The organism is Nocardia sp. NPDC004654 (assembly GCF_040609595.1).
In the GTDB taxonomy this organism is placed as follows: Bacteria; Actinomycetota; Actinomycetes; order Mycobacteriales; family Mycobacteriaceae; genus Nocardia.
In genome coordinates this window covers 34,043-55,011 of the sequence record NZ_JBEXKI010000013.1, presented here as the reverse complement: position 1 = coordinate 55,011, position 20,969 = coordinate 34,043, and the positions used below count along the sequence as shown (strand labels likewise).

General features: G+C 70.0%; 20 protein-coding genes. 16 read left to right on the top strand and 4 right to left on the bottom strand.

The window, feature by feature from the left end; all coding sequences use genetic code 11:
- Positions 1–109 precede the first annotated feature (109 nt).
- Positions 110–388 carry a hypothetical protein gene (locus ABZV58_RS33600; protein WP_355004218.1) on the top strand — a complete coding sequence of 93 codons (279 nt, stop codon included), beginning with the start codon at positions 110–112 and terminating at the stop codon, positions 386–388.
- A gap of 4 nt (positions 389–392) precedes the next feature.
- Here ABZV58_RS33600 and ABZV58_RS33595 read toward each other — a convergent pair whose 3' ends face one another.
- Positions 393–668, bottom strand: a complete 276-nt coding sequence (locus ABZV58_RS33595; protein WP_067785820.1) for an Lrp/AsnC ligand binding domain-containing protein — start codon at positions 666–668, stop codon at positions 393–395.
- A 255-nt stretch (positions 669–923) separates the two neighbouring features.
- Between ABZV58_RS33595 and ABZV58_RS33590 the strand changes: the two genes are divergently transcribed.
- Positions 924–1,202: a hypothetical protein gene (locus ABZV58_RS33590; RefSeq protein WP_355004217.1), complete on the top strand. Its 279-nt coding sequence runs from the start codon at positions 924–926 to the stop codon at positions 1,200–1,202.
- Here the strand turns inward: ABZV58_RS33590 and ABZV58_RS33585 are convergent.
- Positions 1,199–2,977, bottom strand: a complete 1,779-nt coding sequence (locus ABZV58_RS33585) for a DEDD exonuclease domain-containing protein (RefSeq protein ID WP_355004216.1) — start codon at positions 2,975–2,977, stop codon at positions 1,199–1,201. The genes ABZV58_RS33590 and ABZV58_RS33585 overlap by 4 nt on opposite strands.
- A gap of 593 nt (positions 2,978–3,570) precedes the next feature.
- On the opposite strand from ABZV58_RS33585, the gene ABZV58_RS33580 reads away from it, so the two are divergent.
- From ABZV58_RS33580 to ABZV58_RS33535, 10 genes are all read left to right on the top strand, one after another.
- Positions 3,571–4,152 carry a C40 family peptidase gene (locus tag ABZV58_RS33580; protein ID WP_355004215.1) on the top strand — a complete coding sequence of 194 codons (582 nt, stop codon included), beginning with the start codon at positions 3,571–3,573 and terminating at the stop codon, positions 4,150–4,152.
- Positions 4,153–4,409: 257 nt separating this feature from the next.
- Positions 4,410–5,435: an NlpC/P60 family protein gene (locus tag ABZV58_RS33575; RefSeq protein WP_355004214.1), complete on the top strand. Its 1,026-nt coding sequence runs from the start codon at positions 4,410–4,412 to the stop codon at positions 5,433–5,435.
- 6 nt (positions 5,436–5,441) lie between these two features.
- A complete protein-coding gene (locus tag ABZV58_RS33570) occupies positions 5,442–6,443 on the top strand; it encodes a hypothetical protein (protein WP_355004213.1) in 1,002 nt (333 codons plus the stop codon).
- A gap of 63 nt (positions 6,444–6,506) precedes the next feature.
- A complete protein-coding gene (locus ABZV58_RS33565) occupies positions 6,507–7,634 on the top strand; it encodes a glycosyltransferase family 4 protein (RefSeq protein ID WP_355004212.1) in 1,128 nt (375 codons plus the stop codon).
- Positions 7,635–7,663: 29 nt separating this feature from the next.
- Positions 7,664–8,059, top strand: a complete 396-nt coding sequence (locus ABZV58_RS33560) for a polyketide cyclase / dehydrase and lipid transport (RefSeq protein ID WP_355004211.1) — start codon at positions 7,664–7,666, stop codon at positions 8,057–8,059.
- A gap of 64 nt (positions 8,060–8,123) precedes the next feature.
- Positions 8,124–8,561 carry an SRPBCC family protein gene (locus ABZV58_RS33555; RefSeq protein ID WP_355004210.1) on the top strand — a complete coding sequence of 146 codons (438 nt, stop codon included), beginning with the start codon at positions 8,124–8,126 and terminating at the stop codon, positions 8,559–8,561.
- On the top strand, positions 8,558–9,877 hold the full coding sequence (locus ABZV58_RS33550; protein WP_355004288.1) for an ArsA family ATPase: 1,320 nt from the start codon (positions 8,558–8,560) through the stop codon (positions 9,875–9,877). Before ABZV58_RS33555 ends, ABZV58_RS33550 begins: the two co-directional genes overlap by 4 nt.
- 13 nt (positions 9,878–9,890) lie before the next feature.
- The gene (locus ABZV58_RS33545; RefSeq protein WP_355004209.1) at positions 9,891–10,658 is read left to right on the top strand and encodes a hypothetical protein; all 768 of its coding nucleotides are present in this window, start codon (positions 9,891–9,893) and stop codon (positions 10,656–10,658) included.
- Positions 10,655–11,668 (top strand): ROK family protein, encoded by a 1,014-nt coding sequence (locus ABZV58_RS33540; protein ID WP_355004208.1) that lies wholly within the window; start codon positions 10,655–10,657, stop codon positions 11,666–11,668. Before ABZV58_RS33545 ends, ABZV58_RS33540 begins: the two co-directional genes overlap by 4 nt.
- Positions 11,669–11,848: 180 nt before the next feature.
- Positions 11,849–12,571 (top strand): lysophospholipid acyltransferase family protein, encoded by a 723-nt coding sequence (locus ABZV58_RS33535; RefSeq protein ID WP_355004207.1) that lies wholly within the window; start codon positions 11,849–11,851, stop codon positions 12,569–12,571.
- Positions 12,572–12,627: 56 nt separating this feature from the next.
- Here ABZV58_RS33535 and ABZV58_RS33530 read toward each other — a convergent pair whose 3' ends face one another.
- Both ABZV58_RS33530 and ABZV58_RS33525 read right to left on the bottom strand, forming a co-directional pair.
- The gene (locus ABZV58_RS33530) at positions 12,628–13,944 is read right to left on the bottom strand and encodes a hypothetical protein (RefSeq protein WP_355004206.1); all 1,317 of its coding nucleotides are present in this window, start codon (positions 13,942–13,944) and stop codon (positions 12,628–12,630) included.
- Between the two features lie 70 nt (positions 13,945–14,014).
- The gene (locus tag ABZV58_RS33525) at positions 14,015–14,875 is read right to left on the bottom strand and encodes a DMT family transporter (protein WP_355004205.1); all 861 of its coding nucleotides are present in this window, start codon (positions 14,873–14,875) and stop codon (positions 14,015–14,017) included.
- Positions 14,876–15,092: 217 nt separating this feature from the next.
- Here ABZV58_RS33525 and ABZV58_RS33520 point away from each other — a divergent pair, with 217 nt between their 5' ends.
- The 4 genes from ABZV58_RS33520 (at position 15,093) to ABZV58_RS33505 (ending at position 20,941) form a co-directional block, all read left to right on the top strand.
- Positions 15,093–15,857, top strand: a complete 765-nt coding sequence (locus ABZV58_RS33520; protein ID WP_355004204.1) for a sporulation protein — start codon at positions 15,093–15,095, stop codon at positions 15,855–15,857.
- Between the two features lie 86 nt (positions 15,858–15,943).
- The gene (locus tag ABZV58_RS33515; protein ID WP_355004203.1) at positions 15,944–17,533 is read left to right on the top strand and encodes an AarF/ABC1/UbiB kinase family protein; all 1,590 of its coding nucleotides are present in this window, start codon (positions 15,944–15,946) and stop codon (positions 17,531–17,533) included.
- Between the two features lie 401 nt (positions 17,534–17,934).
- The gene (locus ABZV58_RS33510; protein ID WP_355004202.1) at positions 17,935–19,491 is read left to right on the top strand and encodes an alkaline phosphatase D family protein; all 1,557 of its coding nucleotides are present in this window, start codon (positions 17,935–17,937) and stop codon (positions 19,489–19,491) included.
- Positions 19,492–19,663: 172 nt separating this feature from the next.
- A complete protein-coding gene (locus ABZV58_RS33505; protein ID WP_355004201.1) occupies positions 19,664–20,941 on the top strand; it encodes an FAD-binding oxidoreductase in 1,278 nt (425 codons plus the stop codon).
- Positions 20,942–20,969 lie beyond the last annotated feature (28 nt).

The following is a 20,969-nucleotide window of genomic DNA, read 5'->3' as shown; positions in this document are numbered from 1 at the left end:
AGTCTGCATATCACGATCCCGGCGGTTATCCGACCGCCGGGCACCTCTCCGGCACGGCATCCCGACGCGAATCGGTGTGCCGTCCGGTCCGACACGTGAGGAGCCGACTATGAAGCGCGCACTATTCGGAATCATGGCTGCCGGCCTGCTGCTGGCCGCGCCGACAGCCAACGCCCAAGAGGGCGGAGTGATCGTGAACGGGAAGGCGATCCAGGCCCCGGTGGGCTGTGTTCAGGTCGCCGACCAACCGGATGAGCTCTCCGTGGAGAACAACACGGACAAGGTCATCAGCGTGTATAGCGACGACCAGTGCACGGGCGACGCGGCCGCCATGGTCGACCCGGGTGAGACCCGCTCGGTCACCGGCTGGTCCATCAGCGCGTCCTGACCGGTCATTCTCCCAGCGAGAAACCGGCCTCCACGTCGGCGCGGGAGTACGACTTGAACGCGATGTGGGTGGTTGTGCGCAGCACGCCGGGCGTCTTGTCGATCCGGTGCGTCACCACCTCGGCGACCTGCTCGTGATCGCGCACCCGCACGATCGCGATCAGGTCCACATCGCCCGCGCAGGAGTACACCTCGGTGACGCCTTCGGTGTCGGCGACCGCCTGCGCGGTCTCCGGGATACGGCCGTTGTCGGCGTGGATCAGCACGATCGCGTTAATCATGCTGCCAGCGTAATCGGCGCTGTCGGCCGAAGTCCGTCCTCGGACCGTGCACGGCCGGAGCGAATGCGGAGGTACGCCTGACGGGCGCAACCGGACGCAGCCGCCCACCGACCGTGCACGGCCAGAGCAAATGCGCAGGACGCCCGACGGACGCGGCCAGCCCACGGCCGGAGCGAATTCCTAAGTACGTCTGACAGACGCAACCAGACGCAGCCCGCCCACCGACCGCGCATGGCCGGAGCCGAATGCGCCGGGATGCCCGACGGGCGCCCCACCCAGCCCGCGCCGACCTCGCTCGAAAAGGCGGTCACCGAAGGTGGCGCGACGCTGAGCGACCTCGCCGAGGCCAGGGCGCTGATCTGGGCGGGCGGCCCCGGCGAGTTTCCCGAGGAGCTGCCCGGCACCCGCCGAGTGGGTGCAGCTGCTCGCGGCGGGCGTCGAGGACCCGGAGGTCTGATCGCCCGTCATCCGAGTCGGATGCAGGCCGCCCCCCAGACCGCGCATGGCTCGAAGCGAATGCGCATCTACGCCTAACGCTCGGCGTAGTCCGCCTCGGCCGATCGCGTCCTGGCCGCAGTGTCGGCCACCTCGGCCCAACCAAGCCATCGGCCCGCGCCGTAGCGCGGCTCGTGATACCCGTCCGTGGTCCGCACGATCCGCACGCCGGGCCGCGCCAGCCAGCGCGTGACGAGGCCCGCCTCCTCGGGCGAAGCTCCGCGCAGCGGGGGCGCATCGTCCGGATCCGCGCCTCCCGCGCCTCCCGCGCCGTCCGGGACGACCGTCTCCGCAGCCGCGACGATCTGCTCCACGATCGCCATCGGCGGCGTGCCGCGCCGCGCCACCCCCGATCCCGCGAGGCGGCCGTAGCGGATGACGGCGAACTCCCAGCCGCCCGCGCCGTCCGGGTGCGCGGCGATCAACTCGGCGATCCGGGCGACCGCCGCGAGCCGCTGGGTGCGCCGCAGCGCCCTGATCACCGCGACGGTGCGATCGCGCAGGCGCGCGGCGGCCTCGAAATGCTCGGCGGCGGAGTGCGTTTCGATGCGGTCGAGCATCACCCGCACAGTGGCGTCGGAATCGCCGCGAAACAGCGCGCGCACCGCGGCGGGAGCGGGTGCGTATTCCTTTGTATCTATAGGGATTCCGGAAGGGGTCGCCGCAGGGCAACCGCCGACCACCGCGGGCGGGCATTCGTGGCGGCCGCCGCGGGGCAGTCGGGCAGTGCAGGTGCGCAGTCCGGCGTGCTCGGCGACGGTGGCCGCGACATCGGCGGCATCCAGCCGAGAAGTAAAGGGGCCCAACGCGTCCCGCGTCGGCGTACGGACGATCGCGAACCGCGGGAACGGCTCGTCGGTCAACGCGATCCACCATCCCCGCTTGGGGAACTTCGAGCGCCGGTTGTAGGGCGGGGCATGTGCGACGAGCAGCCGCAGCTCGCGCACCCCGGCCTCCAGCGCGTGCGCGCACACCACGTGGTCGACGCGAGTCGCCAGCGCGACCATCTCCTTCATCCGACCCCTCGTCTCCGAGCCGGTGAAGTAATTGCGTACGCGGCGACGCAGATTCACCGTGGTGCCTATATAGAGGACCTCGTCGGTGGGACCGCGGAAGAGGTAGACCCCAGGCTCGGCGGGCAGGTCGGTGGCGAACACCCGCTTGGCGCGCTGCCCGGAACTCACGTCCGGCAGATAGTCCATCAGCTCGGTGAGGCTGTGCACGCCTTGGTTTCCCACCCGGGCGATCAGCGCGTGCAGCACGTCGACGGTGGCGCGCGCGTCGTCCAGTGCGCGGTGCGTCGGCTGCGTGCTCGCACCGAGCAACCGGGCCAGCGACGCGAGCCGGACCGAGGGCGCCTCGTCCCTGCCGAGCACCCGTCGCGCCAGCTTCACCGTGCACAGCACCGGCGCCTTGGGCCACTCGGTCTCGCAGCGCGCCGCGGCCGCGCGCAGGAAGGCCATGTCGAATCGGGCGTTGTGCGCGACGAGCACCGCGCCCGCCGCGAACTCGAGGAATCCCGGCAGCACCGACTCGATGCGCGGCGCGGCATAGACCATGGCCGTAGTGATCCCGGTGACGTGCACGACCGCGGGCGGTATCTCCCTGCCGGGATTCACCAGCGTCGCGAACTCGCCGAGCACCTCGCCGCCGCGCACCTTGACCGCGCCGATCTCGGTGATCGCGTCGCCGTCCGCGCGGGTTCCCGTGGTCTCCAGGTCGACGACCACGAAAGTGGTGTCGTAGAGCGGCGTATCGAGTTCGTCGAAGGCCAGCTGCTTGGCGGCGGCCTGGCGCGGCACGGGGTCGGGCACGGCGAGCAGCGTAGGACCTCGGTACGACAACTTCCGGGCGCGCGAAACCGTGCGCCATTCGTCCGATTTTTCGCGCGAGGTTCTCATTGCGATACCCCCGAAATGATCTAGATCACCGAAAAGCGATCCAGATCACATTTCCGCCGCGAAGGAATCAGCGCCCGGGCGTGTCCGGTACAGCCGACCAGTCGTCCTGGACATGCTGCGGCACTGCCGGGCCACTCTGGTCAACCGCCCGGATGGAGGACGCGTCAAGCAGCAGAGTGAGCGCTTTCACCTGCGAAAACAACGGTCATGCACGCCGCGCATGGACCGGGCCACCACCTGGGACAGCTGAGGGTAGCGACATGGACGCCCGCCGATAACCGGCCCTCGTTATCGTTTCGTGATTGGTGTGAGATACCTCGCAGATATGCCTGGCGGAAATTGTTGATCATCGCCATTTCGGATGCCCTGGGCTTTACAAAACACCGTGATGTGTTCGTAACCTTTTCGAGACCTCACGGAGTCCGCCGCACCGAACGGAGCGGCAGCACGCAGTCCGCTGCACCACCGGGTGTGGCGTCGTGGGGCAGATTGGAAGTAACCGCATCATGGCGACCAACACCGTCAAGCGACAGGCGCAGCGTGCCGTTGCCGCCGGAGCCGTCGGCGCTGCCACCATCGGCGCGTTCCTCCTTCCGGCCGCCCCCGCGTCGGCTCAGCCGGTGACCATCCCCGGCGTGGGAACGTTCGATGTTCCGAACGAGATCCCGATCCCGGCCGACATCCCGGGCGTGCAGCTGGGCACCCCGCCCGGCGGCGCTCCCCTGCCGTTCGTCGCGCCGCAGAAGACCCTCGGCGAGGTCGCCCTGGACGCGGCCATGTCCAAGCTCGGCTCCCCTTACGTGTACGGCGCCGCGGGCCCCAACGCCTTCGACTGCTCCGGCCTGGTGCAGTGGTCCTACCGCCAGGCGGGCATGGAGCTCCCGCGCACCAGCGGCGCCCAGCTGGCCTCCGGCACCCCGGTCTCGCTGAACGACCTGCAGCCGGGCGACCTGGTGTCGTTCTACGGTGGCGGCCACTCGGGTCTGTACGCGGGCGACGGCAACATCATCCACGCCTCCACCTCCGGCACCCCGGTGATGATCGCCTCGCTGGACTCCATGCCGGTCGCGGGCGCGCGCCGCTTCTGATTCCGAGTCGAGCCGGGCCGCCCACGCGGCCCGGCTCGATCTCCCCGCGGCCGTGATCGGTTCGTTCCCCACTGGACACCGACCGCTGCCGTTTCGTAACCTAAATGAGACATACCCGGGTTGCGGAGCCGCCGAACTCGTTTCCGCGAACCGGGGTGTGGACGACAGCGTCGCTTTCGATTTCACGATTCGGCATTACGAGAGAACGGGGCACGCCAGTGGCTGCTGGTCACCGGAGACCGCGCACCAATCGTCTGGTGAGTGGAGTACTGGCGGCGGGAGTGCTGGCCACGGCCCTCTACGCGAGCGGTCCCGCGGTCGCCGATCCCGTGGCACTGCCGGGCACCGCGAGCGAGGCGGTGCAGCGGATGATCGATCTCTCGCGTCAGTCCGAGCAACTCAATCAGCAGGCGCTGAGCGCCCAGGACGAACTCGACGCCAAACTCGCGGTGCAAGAGGAAGCCGACGCGAAGCTGGCCGCGACCACCGAGGTCGCCGACGCCGCCCGCGCCGAGGTCCGCAAGTTCCAGCCGGTCATCGACCGCACCGCGATCGCCACTTATACCGGCGCGCGTACCAACCGCATGTACGCCGTCCTGGTCAGCGATTCGCCGCAGCAGCTGCTCGACCAGATGTCCACGCTGGACGTGCTCAGCGCGCAGACCGCCGATCAGCTCAAAGAGTTCAAGAAGGCGACCGACGCGGCCGAGACCGCCGAGTCCGCCGCACGCGCCGCCGCCGACGCGGCCCGCGGCGCCGCCGAGAAGGCCGAGCAGGTGCGCGCCGATCTGGAGCGCAAGCGCAGCGAGCTGGGCGGCGCGATCGCCCAGGTGATCGAGGCGTGGAGCTCGCTGTCCGTCAAGGACAGGTCCGCGCTGGCCGGATCGCCGTTCCCGCCCGGTTTCGATCGGGACACGTTGCTGCAAGGACTGGTTCCCGGCAGCGGAACCAGCGCGCTGGCCGCCGGGCTCACCCGCGTCGGCGACCCGTACGTCTGGGGCGCGACCGGACCGGACCAGTTCGACTGCTCGGGCCTGGTGCAGTGGGCGTTCAAACAGGTCGGCAAGAACGTGCCGCGCACCAGTTCCGCGCAGGCGTCCTACGGCACGCCGGTGTCGAAGGAGAACATGCAGCCCGGCGACGTGGTGTTCTTCTACTCCGACATCTCGCATGTCGGCATCTACGCGGGCAACGGACTCATGTTGCACGCCTCCACTTTCGGCGTGCCGGTGGCCGTAGCGCCCATGGGGACGACACCGTTCCACTCCGCTAGGCGATACTGATCCGCTATGGAGGGTTGGCGACGGGCACGCGGCTGGTGCATGGCCAAGGGGCGGTGTCAGTTCGTTCTCACCATCGCGATGATCACCTTGTTGACGGGCACCTGCTGCGCACTGGCGATGGCGCCCAAGTGGGCGATGCCGAAAATCCGCGCGGCCCAGCACGTCTCCACCGAGAGCTTGGGGCAAGCGCCCGCCGACGACCCGCGCCTGGCCGCGGTGCGCCGCACCCTGGAACCGTTCGGGCCGATCGAAACGCTGCGCGTCCCCGGCGGTGACGGCACGGAGTCGCTGGTGGTCGGCCACCCCGGTCACCGCGCCGAGCTCGAGATTCTCGCGCGCGAGCTGCCCGACGCCACGGCCGCGATCACCGAACTGTGGGGACCGGACTGGGCGCAGTCGGCGCTCGTCCTGGTCGCCGCCAATCCGTCGGAGTTCGCCGCGCTGGTGCGCGCGGGAGCCGACATGCCCGAAGAGGTCGCCGCGGCCTCGGTGGCCGATCCGTTCGTGCGGGGCAGCCAACCGACCGGTCAGCGAGTGGTTTTCAGCCCAGACGCGGGTCGGCGCCTGTCCCCCGCCGGATTGCGCACGCTGCTGCGCCACGAACTGACGCATATCGCGGCCCGCGCCGTGACCGCCGACGGCGCTCCGCAGTGGATGCTGGAGGGCTTCGCCGAGTACGCCGCCCACCGCGGCGAGGGCCACGCCTTCGCCGACATCGCGCCGACGGTGGTCGCCGCACTGCGCGCCGGGACGCTGCCCGCCGACCTGCCGCGGGACACCGCGTTCGCCGGTGGCACTGCCGTCGCCGCCTACGAGGAGGCCTGGACGGTCTCCGCGTTCGTCGCCGAGAAGTACGACGAACACCGCCTCGTCGAGCTCTACCGGCGCATCGCCGCGGACCGTCTCGACGCCGCGGGCGAGGATCGCGTGCTGCGCGAGGTGCTCGGCGTCGGGCGCGCCGATTTCGTCGCGGACTGGCGCGCTTGGCTCTCCGCTCAGGCCATGTGAGCAGGCCCCCGCGCAGCCCGACCGGATCGGCGGCGAGCCGATCGCACCAAGTAGGTTGTCCCCATGGCCCGAACTCTGCTGGTTACCAATGATTTCCCGCCGCGGCCGGGCGGTATCCAGTCGTATCTGCAGACGCTCGTCGGCGAGCTGCCGCCCGACGATCTGGTGGTCTACGCGCCGCGCTGGCGCGGTGACTCGCACCTGAAGTTCGATGCCAAGCAGAAGTTCCAGGTGGTACGCCATCCCACCACCCTGATGCTGCCGACGCCGCTGGTCCTGCGCCGGGCCGCGCGGCTGCTGCGCGACGAGAAGTGCGACACCGTCTGGTTCGGCGCGGCGGCGCCGCTCGCCCTGCTCTCACCACGGCTGCGCCGGGCGGGCGCCGAGCGAATCCTGGCCAGCACGCACGGACACGAGGTCGGCTGGTCGATGCTGCCGGGCGCGAGACAGGCGCTGCGCGCGATCGGCGACCACACCGACGTCGTCACCTACGTCAGCAAGTACACCCGGGGCCGGTTCGCCTCGGCCTTCGGCGCCGGCGCGGCGCTGGAATACCTGCCGCCGGGCGTCGACACCGAGACGTTCCGTCCCGATCCCGCGGCCCGCGCCGAACTGCGCGAGCGCTACGGGCTCGGCGATCGCCCGACCATCCTGTGCCTCTCCCGGCTCGTCCCGCGCAAAGGCCAGGACGTGCTGATCGCGGCGATGCGCGAGATCCGCGATCGTGTCGACGGCGCGGTGCTGGTCATCGCGGGCGGCGGACCCTACGAGGACAAGTTGCGCGGTCTGGCGGCCGCGCTCGAGGTGAGCGACAGCGTGGTCTTCACCGGCCGGGTCCCGTCGGCCGAACTCGCCGCGCACCACACCATCGCCGACGTCTTCGCCATGCCGTGCCGCACCCGCGGCGCCGGACTCGACGTCGAAGGTCTCGGCATCGTCTACCTGGAGGCCTCGGCCACGGGCGTCCCGGTGGTCGCGGGTCGCTCCGGCGGTGCGCCGGAAACCGTGCTGGAGGGCAAGACCGGCCGAGTGGTGGACGGACGCAAGGTCACCGAGATCGCCGACGCGCTCGTCGACATCCTCGCCGACCGCGACGCCGCCGCGGCCATGGGCGCCGCGGGACGCGCGTGGGTGGAGCAGAACTGGCGCTGGGACACCCTCGGCGCGCGCCTCCGCCACCTCCTCCGCTGAGCGAACCCCGATCAACTACGCTCAGCGGTGTGAGCAGCATTCAGGTCGCGGACCAGACGTTCGTCGCCGCCTCGGGCGCGGCGGTCGCCGAAGTGCTCGATGGTCCGAACAGATGGCGCCAGTGGTGGCCGGATCTCACCCTCGAGGTGCGGGAGGACCGCGGCGACAAGGGAATTCGCTGGTCGGTGTCCGGAGCGCTGACGGGCAGCATGGAGGTGTGGCTGGAACCCTCGCTGGACGGGGTGATCCTGCACTACTTCCTGCACTGCGAACCGCAGGGCGCCGAACGGATGTCGCCGCGCGAGTTGCTCGCCGCCAACCGGGTCCGCCGAGTCGCGGGCAAGAACATGTCCTTCGAGATCAAGGCGCGGCTCGAGGCGGGCCGCCCGGCCGGGGTGACGCCCGCCGCGACACCCGCAGCCTGAGGACGGGCGGCACGCAGGCCGCGCCCGCGCGGCCACTCAACACCGAAAGGAACCGTTGACCACCATGGCCGACCGGACCCAGAGGTCGATCCTCATCGAGGCCCCCTCGCAGCGGGTGATGGCCGTCATCGCCGACCTGGAGTCCTACCCGGAGTGGGTCTCGGCGGCGAAGTCCGTCGAGGTGCTGGACAAGGGCGCGGACGGCCGGGCGCGCACCGCCCGCTTCGTGCTCGACGCGGGCGTCGTCAAGGACACTTACGTGCTGACCTACACCTGGCGCGCCGACGACAAGGCGGTCAGCTGGAAGCTGATCAGCGGTGATCTGCAGAAGGCGCAGGACGGGACCTACGAACTCGTCGACCAGCCCGACGGAAGCACCCAGGTGATCTACGAACTCACCGTGGATCTCAACATCCCGATGATCGGCATGTTCAAGCGCAAGGCCGAGAAGGTCATCACCGATACCGCGCTGAAGGAACTGAAGAAACGGGTCGAAGGCTGACCGGGCAGCGCAAGCCCGGCGAGCGGACCCGGCTCGAGCTGTTCGTCGGCAAAGGCGGCGTCGGCAAGACGACCCTGGCGTGCGCCACCGCCATGTCCTACGCCCGCGCCGGGCAGACTGTCCTGCTGGCCTCACTCGATCAGGCGCATTCGCTCGGCGACGCGCTCGGTTTCCGTTTCCCGCACGATCCGGGCACGGTCACCGGAATCACCAGGGTGCTGCCGGGACTCGACGTCATCGAGGTGGATTCCCTGGCGCTGCTGGAGGATCGGTTCCGCGAGGTGACCCGCATGCTGTCGGCGGGCGGCGCCCATACCCACGACCACGGCATCGATCTGGCCGCGCTCGACCCCGCCGAGCTGACCGGCCTGCCCGGCGTGCAGGAACTGCTGATGCTGGTGGAGATCGCCCAGTTCGCCGACGACGACGAGTGGGACGTCGTCGTCGTGGACTGCCCACCCTCGGCGGACATGCTGCGCATCGTCACCGCGCCCGACACCCTGCTCGGCTACCTGGAACGCATCTGGCCCCCGCACGCGCGGGCGATGAGCACCATCGGCACCGACCTGCGCAAGGCGGTGCTCGCCGCCACCGTGGACCGGATCGTCAAGGCCGTCGGCGCAGTGCGCGACCTGCTCGCCGACCACGACCGCACCGGCGCGCGACTGGTCACCGTCGCCGAGCGGGTCGCCCTCGCCGAGTCCGGGCGGGTGCGTTCGGCGACCGCGTTGCTCGGACTGCGGCTGGACGCGGTGATCGTCAACAAGGTGCTGCCGCCGATGCCCGAACCGACCGGCCCGGCCGAGGAGGCGCATCCCGCGGTGCACTGGTATCACAACCGCAGGGCCGAGCAGTTCGACGTGATCGAGGCGCTCGGCAAGGCCATGCGCGACATTCCGGTGCTGATCGCCCAGCACACCGGCGCGGAACCGGTGGGTCTCGGGTCGCTGCAGGCGCTGTCCTTCGGCGTCGGTTCCGTCGCGTCGGACACCGAGACTGCACCTATGCTGGGCGACAATCCGGCGGAGGTTCGCACACGTTCCGGTGAACCGGTGGTTCGATTGGAGTCGGGCACGGGTCTGCATTCGGTGTACGCGATGCGGATGCACCTGCCCGTCGTCGATCCGGCGACGCTGCGACTGGGACGAGTGGAGGACGATTTGATCGTGGGAGCGGACGGTGTGCGGCGCCGGTTGCGCCTGGCGCCGGTATTGCGGCGGTGCACGGTCGACGACGCCGAACTCGACAGTGGCTACCTGGTCGTGCGATTCCGCCCGGACCCGGACGTGTGGCCGATGACGTCCGAGGGCCGCTGAGATGGAGCGTGAGATGCCGGTCGGCGACGGATTCAGCGAATTCGCCGAGGAACTCAAGCTGCTGGCGGAAGCGGTGCTCGAACGCGTCGAGCCGGTGCTGCGGCGCAGCGCGGCGCAGGGTCAGCCGGACTGGTCGGCGTGCAGCTGGTGCCCGATCTGCGCGGCCGCGGCGCTGGTGCGCGGGGAACACCACGACGTGGTCGCGGCCATCGCCGATCACGGCACCGCCATCGTCACGGTGCTGCGCGAGGCGCTGGCCGGGGTGCCGGTGGATCCGCTGCTGCCGGACGACGAGGATGCGGAAACCGATGTGGGGCATCGTCATCCGGGGGGCGGTGATGGGACGCGGTCGGATGCGCGGCGCGGCGCCGGGGACGGTCGATCGGGTGCGGCTCACCGTTCGGCTCACCAGCGCACGGGCGCGGCCGATCGACACGACGCCGGGTCCCCCTCGGATGGCCGGAGCACGGCTACATCGCGGGACGGTCACCGGCACGGCGATGCGTCGCGGTCGAGCGGCGCGCATGTTTCCGTCGGTGGCCGGGAGAACAAGGCGGGCGACGTCCGAGGCGCGGCGTCCCGCTCCGGAAATCGACACAGCGACGAGGCCCACTCGAGCGGTCCGCGCAACGACGCCGCTCGCTCCGACGACGGGCGCAGCGACAGCTCCGGCGCACCGCCCGACCAGCGCACCAACACACCGCTGTCGTCCGACGCGCCTTCCTCCGCCCGGAGCAAACGGTCCGGATACGTCGGTATCCCCGTGACGATCAAGGCATGACACACCAGGTGGCAGCCGCGCTCCCGCTGACCGTCGGTATCGACGTCGGCGGCACCAACATTCGCGCCTCGGTGGTGGACGGCGACGGCGAGGTGCTCGACACCGTGCAGTCGCCGACCCCGCACAGCGCACGCGCGCTGGAGGACGCGCTCGACCGCGCCGTGCGCGAGCTGTGCCGCCGCCACCCGATCGGCGCGGTCGGTCTGGCCGTCGCCGGTTTCATCAACGACGATCGCTCCACCGTCCGGTTCGCGCCGCACCTGCCCTGGCAGGACGCGCCCGTCGCGGCGCGGCTCGGCGAGCGCCTCGACCTGCCGGTCATCCTCGAGCACGACGCCAACGCCGCGGCGTGGGCCGAGTACCGGTTCGGCGCGGCGGCGGGCGGGCACAACGTGGTGCTCGTCGCGATCGGCACCGGCATCGGGGCGGCGCTGCTCATCGAGGGCAAGCTCTATCGCGGCTCGCACGGCGTCGCGCCGGAACTCGGTCATCTACAGGTGGTGCCGCAGGGACGGGTCTGCCCGTGCGGCAAGCACGGATGCTGGGAAAGGTATTGCAGCGGAACGGCGCTCGCCGACACCGCGATCGAACTGCTGGCCACCGACCCCGGGCGCTCGACGGTGCTGGCCAGGGAGGTCTACCGCGATCCCGGTTCGCTGACGGGTCGTCGGGTGGCGGGCGCTGCCCAGGACGGCGATCCGGTCGCGCTCGCCGCGATGGCCGATTTCGCGCGCTGGCTGGGGCTCGGGCTCGCGTTCGTCAGCGACATCTTCGATCCCGATCTGGTCGTCATCGCGGGTGGGGTGAGCAGTTCGGCTCCGCTGTTCCTCGACGAGGCGCGCGAGGAGTACGCCCGCGCCCTCACCGGCGCGGGCCACCGACCGCTGGCTCGCATTCGCACCACCCAGCTCGGCGAAGCGGCGGGCATGATCGGCGCCGCCGAACTGGCCCGCGCGGTGCTCGACGAGCCGGGGCGGCGGCCGTCGCGCGTCGCGCGCAGCGGGCGCTGACTTCGGTGCCCAAGGGCACACCCGTTCGAATCAATCGGTGGCGGAGGGACCTTCGAGAGCCGCTTCGGCCCGATTGTGGTGAGATACACCGCTGTAATTGGATGTGATCTCCAGCCAGCGGTAAAGTCGGCAACTGACGCAGGTTGCCCGCTACTATCCCGGTCCCGGGGGAAGGACGTCATGTTCTACTGGCTGCTGAAGTTCGTGCTCGTGGGACCCTTCATTCGCCTCTACAATCGGCCGACCGTAGAAGGCGTGGAGAACATCCCGGCGCACGGGCCGGCCATCATGGCGGGTAATCACCTATCCTTCGCCGACTGGCTGTTCGCTCCGCTATCGAGCCCGCGGCGCATCAACTACCTCGCCAAGGCCGAGTACTTCACCACTCCCGGCTTCAAGGGTCGCCTGCAGAAGTTCTTCTTCAGCGGCACCGGCCAGTACCCGATCGACCGCAGCGGCGCCTCCGCCGCCGAAGACGCGCTGAACGCCGCGCGCAAGCTGCTCGACGAGGGTCGCCTGGTCGGCCTCTACCCCGAGGGCACCCGGTCCCCCGACGGCCGCCTCTACAAGGGCAAGACCGGCCTGGCCCGGCTCGCGCTCGAAACCGGCGTGCCCGTCATCCCCGTCGCGGTCATCGGCACCAACGAGGTCTCCCCGCCCGGCCCCTTCAAGTGGCGCCGCCGCAAGGTGACCATCAAGTACGGCGCCCCCATCGACTTCTCCCGCTACGAGGGCATGAGCGGCAACCGCTTCGTCGAACGCGCGGTCACCGACGAAGTCATGTACGAACTCATGCGACTGAGCGGCCAGGAATACGTCGACGTCTACGCCCACAGCCTCAAGGGCGTCCCCTCCGGCTCGAAGCCCGAAGCCGCCCGCATCCCCGACACCGCCGCCAGCTGACCTCCCCGAGAACGGCCCCGGAGCCTTAAAGCTCCCGGGGCCGTTCTCATTTCCGCCTAGGCCAAGAGGAAAGCGACCACCGGAAAGACGATGGCGGTGAAAGCGGCGAACACGACCGCGGCCACCTTCCCCTTCGGCAACGAGATCAACCGGGTCGCGGCGAAACCGTAGATCCCCAGGAAAACGAACAGCGTCCCCCACGCCACCAATGCGCGGCTCGCTATCTCCCCCAGCGGTTTCGAGAAGAGCAGGGCCAGCGTCACGATGGTGATCCCGGCCGCCGACCCCATCGCGAAGAATGCCGCGCCGGCCGGGCTGTTCATCACCATCGGCCGCTTGCCCATCGGGACGACTTCCTGCGGATCGGTGTGGTGCATACCCTTGCGTTCGCACAGCAGGTCGAAGACCGTTGCCGGATTTACCCATTCGCCGACCTCGGACCTGACCTGTGCCAGCGCGTGGATGGCCTGTGCCGTCGCGTAGGAGGTGATGAAACCTTCCCGGGAGGTACGGAATCCGCCGCGGTCCCGGTGGATCGGCGACAGCTGCTGAAAGTCGAGGAGCTGGACGAACGCCCGGCGGAACGTGGGGTGGAAGACCAAACGTTCCCCCGCGGTGGCCAACGCCGCGACGGACAGTTGCAGTGTCGCGTGATGCCATGTCTGGGCGACATCGCCGCGGCGGATCTGTTCCTCTTCCAGCGTGCCGATTCCAACCTCCAGGCAGTCGAGCACCCGCTCGGAGGCCAACCGATGTGCCCGCTCCACCCGAGCGCCACCTAGACCCGTGATCTCGGGCAGCGCGAGCAATCCGGCGATCTGCGCGGACGCGTAGTTCGGCGCCACCCTCGGATCGTCGCCGAGCACCGCGGACACCAGGAAGGAAGTACCTCGCAGCGCCGCGCGCGCCGCCTCGTCGTCGTCCGTCGCCAGCTCGACCAGCGCGCGGATCGCCGCGGTCGTGGCCGTCACCGACACAGCGGCGACGCCGTCGGCGAGCGCCCAGCCGCCGGTATCGGCATCCTGTGCGGTGAGCAGTGCGTTCCGGCAGGCCAGCACGTCGCCGTCCGCCGCAGACGCCTCGAAACACCGCAGCGCGCGCAGTCGCCATGCCGCATCCACTGGCGCGTGGAACTCCCACTCCCCTCGGTTGCTGTGCCGGACGACGTCACGCCGCACGAGTGCGAGCACGGACTCCGACTCCGGCACTGGTCGGCCCACTCGTTTCAGCGCGCACACCACCTCGGCGGTGTCTTGGGGATTGGGTGGCACGTCGGCGGACCAACCCCAGCCCGCGTAGCTCTCGTCGTGACGAACCAGATTCCTGTCGAACCAGTCCGCCGCGAGTGCGATGCGGTCGTCGATGTACGACACAGTTCCCCCTCCGAACGTGAAAATCTCTGCGGACGAGGGTAACTGGTGTCACTTCGGCGCAGGCCTGTCGCTATGTCCGTTCGCGAACGTCCAGCAAGACCGCTATCGCGACGAGCACGCCCGCGATCACGGTGAGCAGTGAGATCTGGGATCGGTCCAGGATGGCGACGACGATCGAGGCCACCACCGCCTCGTTGAGTCCCAGTGCTCCCGCGGTGGGCGCGTCCACATGGCGCATCGCACGCCAGTACAGCGCGAAGCCTGGTCCGAGCAACGCGGCGCCGAGCAGCAGTTGTACGAGCAACCGCTGCCCGCTCTCGGCGCCGCCGAGCAGAAATGGTGCGGACAGCGCCGCCGCGAATGCCAGCTGCCACCCCGCTGCGGCCGTCGGATCGCGGTGCGCGGACTCGCGCGCGACGAGCATGATCAACGCGGTCACGGCGGCGGCGCTGCCGAGCGCGAGAACGCAGCCGAGCAGCGCCCGGCCCGCGTCGACGCCACCGGCCGGTCGCCACGACACCAGGGCGATCGCCGCCGCCAGCAGCAGCGCCTCGAGCAGCAAGCGTCCGTTCATCGCGCGCTTCCGGTGCACGACCGCTACGCCGAGCAACATGATCGGGGAGGTCAGGTGTAAGGCGACGACCACGGGAACCGGACCGATCGACAACGCCGCGGCGTACAGCGAGATGTTCACCGCCTCCAGCAACCCGAGCCGAAGGTAGAGCCGCGGATGCGAGCGCAGTTCGCGCAGCGGCCGACCACCGGTGGCAGCGGCGACGACGAGCAGCGGAACGGCCGCGCCCGCGGACACCAGCGGTCCGGCACGACCCGACCCGAGCACGGCCAAACCTGCGCTGAACAGGCCCCACAGACTCGTCCCTGCCAGCAGCAACGCGATGGAAGCACGCTTACCGCCACCCAAGTACTCCATGCCGCCTCCCCCGGTACCATCCGCCGAGCACAGCTCGAAAAGCGCTGCCCTGCGCAGTATCCCAGCCACGTAGCGACGGCCACCCGGCCCGATGTCCCACGCAAAGCTTCCACACGACTCGCAGACGCTGAACCTCCGCGAGGGCCGCGGATGACGTTGGTCACAGCGCAAGGCAACGACAAGGTGTCGGTAAGGCGGGGCGGGGAGACTGCGGGGCATGTTCAAGAAGTTGTTGGCGGCGGCAGGGGTCGGCGGGGCCGAGGTCGAGACCGAGTTGTTCACACCGGGCGTGCAGCCGGGCGGGGTGGTCGAGGGCGTGGTTCGGCTGCGCGGCGGGCAGGTCGGGCAGGACATCGCGCAGGTCGCGGTGGAATTCGTGACCAGGGCCGAGCAGGAGTACGAGGACCACGAGGGCTTGCGCGACATCGCGTTCGGGCGCACCGGGGTGCACGGTCCGCTGCACCTGCCGCCCGGCGCGGTGCTGGATTTCCGTTTCGCGGCGCGCGCGCCGATGGAAACGCCGATCACGTTCTACAACGGCAGGCATCTGCCGGGCACGGTGGTCTCGCTGCGCACGATCGTGGAGATCCACGGCGCGGTGGACGCCGCCGACACCGACCCCATCGGCGTCGGCGCGCTGCCCGCACAGCACGTGCTGCTGGCGGCCGTGGAGCGCTTGGGTTTTCACCTGCGCAGCGCCGATGTGGAGTCGGGCCGGGTGCACAACACGCCCCAGACGTTGCCGTTCTATCAGGAGATCGAGTTCGCCGGTTCGCCGCACTATCCGCGGCTGAACCAGCTGGAGGTCACCTTCATCGCCACCGAGACCGGCATGAGCGTCGTGCTGGAGGCGGACAAGCGCGGCGGCTGGATCTCCGAGGGTCGCGACGTCTTCGACGCGCTGTGGGTCGACTACCAGCGTCTCGAGGTCGTCGACTGGGCTGGAGAACTGCATCAACGCCTGGCACGGCTCGCGCACTGAGGCCTCGTTGGTAGCCTTGTCACGCACAACGTCGACGCGGGACCACGGGTAGGGGTGGTCTTTCTCGGCGTGCGAGTGAGGTGACCATGGCCCGCCGCGACAACGGTGGTCGAATTCTGAAGCTGCCCAGGCGTATCGACGCCGAGCCCGCCGGTGATCCGCCGACGGGCCGACTCGCCCGCACCACGAAGCTGGCCGGTCTACCGGTCGCGTTCGCGGGCAGGCGGGTCGCGGGCGCGGGCAAACGCATGCTCGGCCGTTCCGCCGACGAGGTGAACCGCGAGATCCAGGCGCGGACCGCCCAGCACCTGTTCGACGTGCTCGGCGAGCTCAAAGGCTGTGTGGCCAAGCTCGGGCAGCTGATGTCGCTGTACGAGCTGGCGCTGCCCGCGGATTTCGCCGCGCCGTACCGCGACGCGCTGAATCAGTTGCAGGATTCGGCGCCCGCCATGTTGCCCCCGATGGTGCACGCGGCGCTGGCGGCCCAGCTCGGTCCGGACTGGCGCGGGCTGTTCCTGGAGTTCGAGGACCGGCACGCGGCGGCGGCATCGGTCGGTCAGGTGCACCGCGCGGTGTGGCACGACGGCCGACGGGTGGCGGTGAAGGTGATGTATCCCGGCGCGCGCGAGGCGGTGCTCAGCGATCTACAGGCGCTGCGCCAGATCGCGCCGCTGTTCACCGCCTTGCTGCCCGGCGCGGATTCGCGCGCGGTGATCGAGGCGCTGTGCGCCTACATCGGCGAGGAGCTGGACTACGAGATCGAGGCCGCGCACCAGCGCAGCTTCGCCGCGGCCTACGCGAACGACCCGGATTTCGTGGTGCCCGACGTGGTCGCGCAACAGGGTGACGTGCTGATCACCGAATGGCTGGACGGCGTCTCGCTGTCCCGGATGGTCGCGCAGGGCGCGCCGTTCGACCGCGACCGGATCGGTTTGCTCGTGCTGCGCTTCCTGCTCTCCGGTCCGACGAAAGCCGGTCTGCTGTACGGCGATCCGCATCCCGGCAATTTCCGCATCATGCCCGACGGCAGACTGGGGGTCGTCGACTTCGGCGCGTGCGCGCCGTTCCCGCCCGGCTACCTGGAGGCGCTGACCGACATCGCCCGCGCGATCCTCTCCGGCGACCCGACCGACCTAGAGGCCGCGATCCGCCGCCGCGGTTACGTCGAACCGGACCGCGCGCTGGACAGCCACACCGTGCTCGAGCAGCTGGCGCCGATGCGCGACGCCATGCTCGACCCGACCTTCCGCCTGACCACCGACTGGCTGCGCAAACGGGTCTCGGCGACGGTGGACCTGAGCCTGTCCAACGTCATCCGCCAGCTCACCATGCCCGCCGAACACACCCCCATGCTGCGCACCTTCCTCGCCGGCGTGAGCGTGATGTCGCAACTCCAGCCCGAACTGCCCCTGCGCACCGAATGCATCCGCTGGTTCCCGGACGTCACCGCGGCCCTCGGCCTGGACGACGCGAATTCCCCGTGGATGCCGGACCGCCCGACCGAACCGCTGCGCCGAGTACGTCCAGCCGCACCGAGCGCACGACTGTCGGTGGCCCCACCTGCCCCAACCACCGACCCGGCCCGGCCAGCGACCGCGCTCGGCCCCGGGGCACCCACCGCGTGCGGACCTGGCGCTCCCGACGAGCCACCGACCAATCGGCCACCCGAACCCTGAACGCCCAACGCCCAACCGAGGTTGCCCGACGGCCGCCCCCTGACGACCGAGCGCGCCGAGCCGCCCGACTTCAGGCACGCGCCGCCGAACCCAGCAGCCAGGCTGGCGCTACCGACGACCCGGCAACCGAACGAACTGAACAGCCGCCGTCGAAACCGCCGCGTGATGGGCGACCACTACCGACGACCTCGGGCGGCAAACATCCGACCCGAGCCGTGAACGAAGGCCGCCGAATGCGCGCGCGACCGACAGTTGCGCCGATGGCCGCCACCCATGCTTCAGCGCGGCGAACGGCTATGCCGCCCAACCCAGCGCGCCGGGCGGCGACCCCACTCACCTGTTGGCCCCACGGACCACACCCGTTCACCCCGCGTTGAATTCCCTGCGTGAGGGTGAAATCCATGGCTCCCGGTCATTCGGAACTCTCCCGGCGCACCCTGCTGCGCACCTCCGCGCTCGGTCTGGTGGCCGCGCCAGCGCTGGCCGCCTGCGGCACGGACGACGGTCCGGTGCTGGTCCGGCAGCGTCCCACCCTGACGCACGGGGTCGCGGTCGGCGATCCGCGCTCGGACGGCGCGCTGATCTGGGCCCGCTCGGACCGGCCCGCCACGCTGATCGTGGAGACGGCCGCCACCGAATCCTTCGCCGACGCGCGCCGTTTCACCGGCCCGCTGCTCACCCCCGACACCGACGGCACCGGACGCGTCCGCGTCGCCGGTCTCCCTTCCGGCTCGCTGGTGCATTACCGCGTCACCCTCGAAGCCGAGGACGGCGCCACCTCCGAGCCACTGCGAGGCGTGTTCCGCACCGCGCCGACCACCCAGTCCGACATCAGGATTCAGTGGTCGGGCGACGTCGCGGGCCAGGGGTACGGCATCAACCCGGACCTCGGCGGGATGACGATCTTCGCCACCATGGCCGCGCGCGACCCGCACCTGTTCCTGCATTCCGGCGATGTCGTCTACGCCGATGTCCCGCTCCAGGAGTCGGTCACCCTGCCCGACGGCCGGGTCTGGCGCAACACCGTCACCGAGGCCAAGAGCGCGGTCGCGCAGACCCTCGACCAGTTCCGCGGCCAGTACGCCTACAACCTGACCGATCAGAACTATCGAAGGTTCAACTCCTCGGTGGCGCAACTGGTCCAGTGGGACGACCACGAGACGGTCAACAACTGGTTCCCCGGCGGCACCGTCGCCGCGGACAAGGGCTACACCGAACGCAGCATGGACACCCTCGCCACCCGCGCCTGGCAAGCGTTCCACGAGTGGATGCCGCTCGATCCGAAGGAAGCCGTCGACGGCAGGCTGTATCGCAAGATCTCCTATGGCCCGCTGCTGGACGTGTTCGTCCTGGACATGCGCGCCTACAAGGACGCCAACGGCGCCAACACCGCGCCCGAGGGCAGGATCTTCGGTGCGGCACAGACGAAATGGCTGATCGAGGGCCTGCGCGACTCCCGGGCCACCTGGAAGATCGTCGCCAACGACCTGCCGCTCGGCGTGATCGTGCCGGACGGCAAGACCGCGTTCGAGGGTCCCGCCAACGGCGCACCCGACGCGCCCTCGGGCCGAGAAAGCGAGATCGCGCAGGTGCTTTCGGCGATCAAAGCGAACCGGGTGACCGGCGTGGTGTGGCTGACCGCCGACGTGCACTACACCGCGGCGCACCGCTACTCCCCCGAACGCGCGGTGTTCACCGATTTCGACGAGTTCTGGGAGTTCGTCTCCGGACCGCTCAACGCGGGCGCCTTCGGCCCCAACCAGCTCGATCCCACGTTCGGTCCCGAGGCGGTGTTCGTGCACGCGCCGCCCGCGCCGAACACCTCGCCGCTGGACGCCGCCTATCAGCATTTCGGCGAGGTCCACATCGACGGCCGCACCGCCGAACTGACGGTGAATCTGTGCGACGCGACGGGCGCGGTGCTGTTCGCTCAGCGCCTGCCCGCGCCCGGTCGCTGAGCCGCGATCGGAAGCCGATGCGCGCCGTACCGATTCGGGCGTCCGGCGGACCGATTCCCGAGGTGGACGAGATACGCATAACCGCAGGTCGAAGGGGGTTGTCCGGGTGCGAGGAAAGAGCCTCCGACTTCGGGTGCGCACCGAGCGCCAGACTGTGGTTAGCTGTCGTGCCATGAGCACGCCGCAGTCTGTCTCCGCCGAAGAATATCTACCTCGTGACACCGCGGATGTCGTTCGCACGGTGCGGGATTCACGCGGTCGCGCGGAACGTCTGACGGTCCGCGGCGGCGAGCCGCTCGACGACAACCTGACGCTGCCCGATCAGCGCACCGTGGTCTCGCTGCGCCGGATGAACTCGGTGCTCGACATCAACCTGGGTCGTCGCACCGTCCGCGTGCAGGCGGGCGCCAAGCTCTCCGACATCGACCGCCGCCTCGGCGCGCACGGGCTCGGCCTGCCCATCGTCGGCGACCACCGTGACATCACCGCGGGCGGGTTCGCCTCGGTCGGCGGCGTGAGCAGCGCCTCGCACCGGTACGGGCTGTTCATCGACCAGATCGTGGATCTGGAATACGTCGACCCGGACGGGCGCATCGGCACCTGCGGACGCCACCACCACACCGAGCGCTTCCACCGCATCCTCGGCGCGGGCGGGCGCGCGGGCATCATCACCGCGCTCACCCTGGACGCGGTCGACATCGACAAGGACCACACCTGGCTCACCACCGACGCCGACCGGTTCCTCGATTTCGATTCCTTCGTCGAGCACGCGCATTCGGAGATCTTGCGCCCGGGCAACGCGGCGTTGCAGGTCGGCCGCTGGGTCGACACCGCGCCGCTGAAGGTGGCCCGGCCGGTCGGCACCGGCCACGTGCAGCTCGGCACCGTGCGCTTCGGCCAGTGGTCCAGCCTGTACCCCACCACGCCGACCCGTTCGCTGCGCGCGCGCCGCGAGGTCGGCACGCGTACCCGGAAGTCGTTGGGCGCCATCGCCTCGCACGCGGGCGGCAAGGCGGGCATGCCGGTGCGCAACGCCGCGGCGGGCGCGCTGATGTTCGCCCCCAAGGTGCTCACGCTGCGCGACGCGGAATACCTCGCCGACACGGTGATCAGCTCCTCGGAGCGCGGACCCGCCTATCGCGTCGGCATTTTCGCGCCGCTGTCGACCTACGCCTCGGTGTTCTACCGGCTGCACGACCTGTTCTCCGGCCACCGGGAACGCACCGGCTGCTTCACCGTCATCTCCGCGATGACCTACGGCGTGCGCTCGACCTACCTGCGGTCCGAGGCGGCCGCGCGCAGTCTGCCCGCCGAGGACCACGGTCTGATCACCTTCACCTGCCGGTTGCGTCCGTCCGCGCTGCCCTCGGAACTGCTGCGCGACATCGTCGCCGGAATCGATGAGATCTGCGCGTCCGAACACGCCATGCGCTACGAATCGGCCGATTAGACTGTGCCGCACCGTATTGGTCGCCGAG

Coding starts and splice junctions, on each gene's coding strand:
- ABZV58_RS33600 (WP_355004218.1), top strand. CDS start 110: ATGAAGCGCGCACTATTCGGAATCATGGCTGCCGGCCTGCTGCTGGCC.
- ABZV58_RS33595 (WP_067785820.1), bottom strand. CDS start 668: ATGATTAACGCGATCGTGCTGATCCACGCCGACAACGGCCGTATCCCG.
- ABZV58_RS33590 (WP_355004217.1), top strand. CDS start 924: ATGCCCGACGGGCGCCCCACCCAGCCCGCGCCGACCTCGCTCGAAAAG.
- ABZV58_RS33580 (WP_355004215.1), top strand. CDS start 3,571: ATGGCGACCAACACCGTCAAGCGACAGGCGCAGCGTGCCGTTGCCGCC.
- ABZV58_RS33570 (WP_355004213.1), top strand. CDS start 5,442: ATGGAGGGTTGGCGACGGGCACGCGGCTGGTGCATGGCCAAGGGGCGG.
- ABZV58_RS33565 (WP_355004212.1), top strand. CDS start 6,507: ATGGCCCGAACTCTGCTGGTTACCAATGATTTCCCGCCGCGGCCGGGC.
- ABZV58_RS33555 (WP_355004210.1), top strand. CDS start 8,124: ATGGCCGACCGGACCCAGAGGTCGATCCTCATCGAGGCCCCCTCGCAG.
- ABZV58_RS33545 (WP_355004209.1), top strand. CDS start 9,891: ATGCCGGTCGGCGACGGATTCAGCGAATTCGCCGAGGAACTCAAGCTG.
- ABZV58_RS33540 (WP_355004208.1), top strand. CDS start 10,655: ATGACACACCAGGTGGCAGCCGCGCTCCCGCTGACCGTCGGTATCGAC.
- ABZV58_RS33535 (WP_355004207.1), top strand. CDS start 11,849: ATGTTCTACTGGCTGCTGAAGTTCGTGCTCGTGGGACCCTTCATTCGC.
- ABZV58_RS33525 (WP_355004205.1), bottom strand. CDS start 14,875: ATGGAGTACTTGGGTGGCGGTAAGCGTGCTTCCATCGCGTTGCTGCTG.
- ABZV58_RS33520 (WP_355004204.1), top strand. CDS start 15,093: ATGTTCAAGAAGTTGTTGGCGGCGGCAGGGGTCGGCGGGGCCGAGGTC.
- ABZV58_RS33515 (WP_355004203.1), top strand. CDS start 15,944: ATGGCCCGCCGCGACAACGGTGGTCGAATTCTGAAGCTGCCCAGGCGT.
- ABZV58_RS33510 (WP_355004202.1), top strand. CDS start 17,935: ATGGCTCCCGGTCATTCGGAACTCTCCCGGCGCACCCTGCTGCGCACC.
- ABZV58_RS33505 (WP_355004201.1), top strand. CDS start 19,664: ATGAGCACGCCGCAGTCTGTCTCCGCCGAAGAATATCTACCTCGTGAC.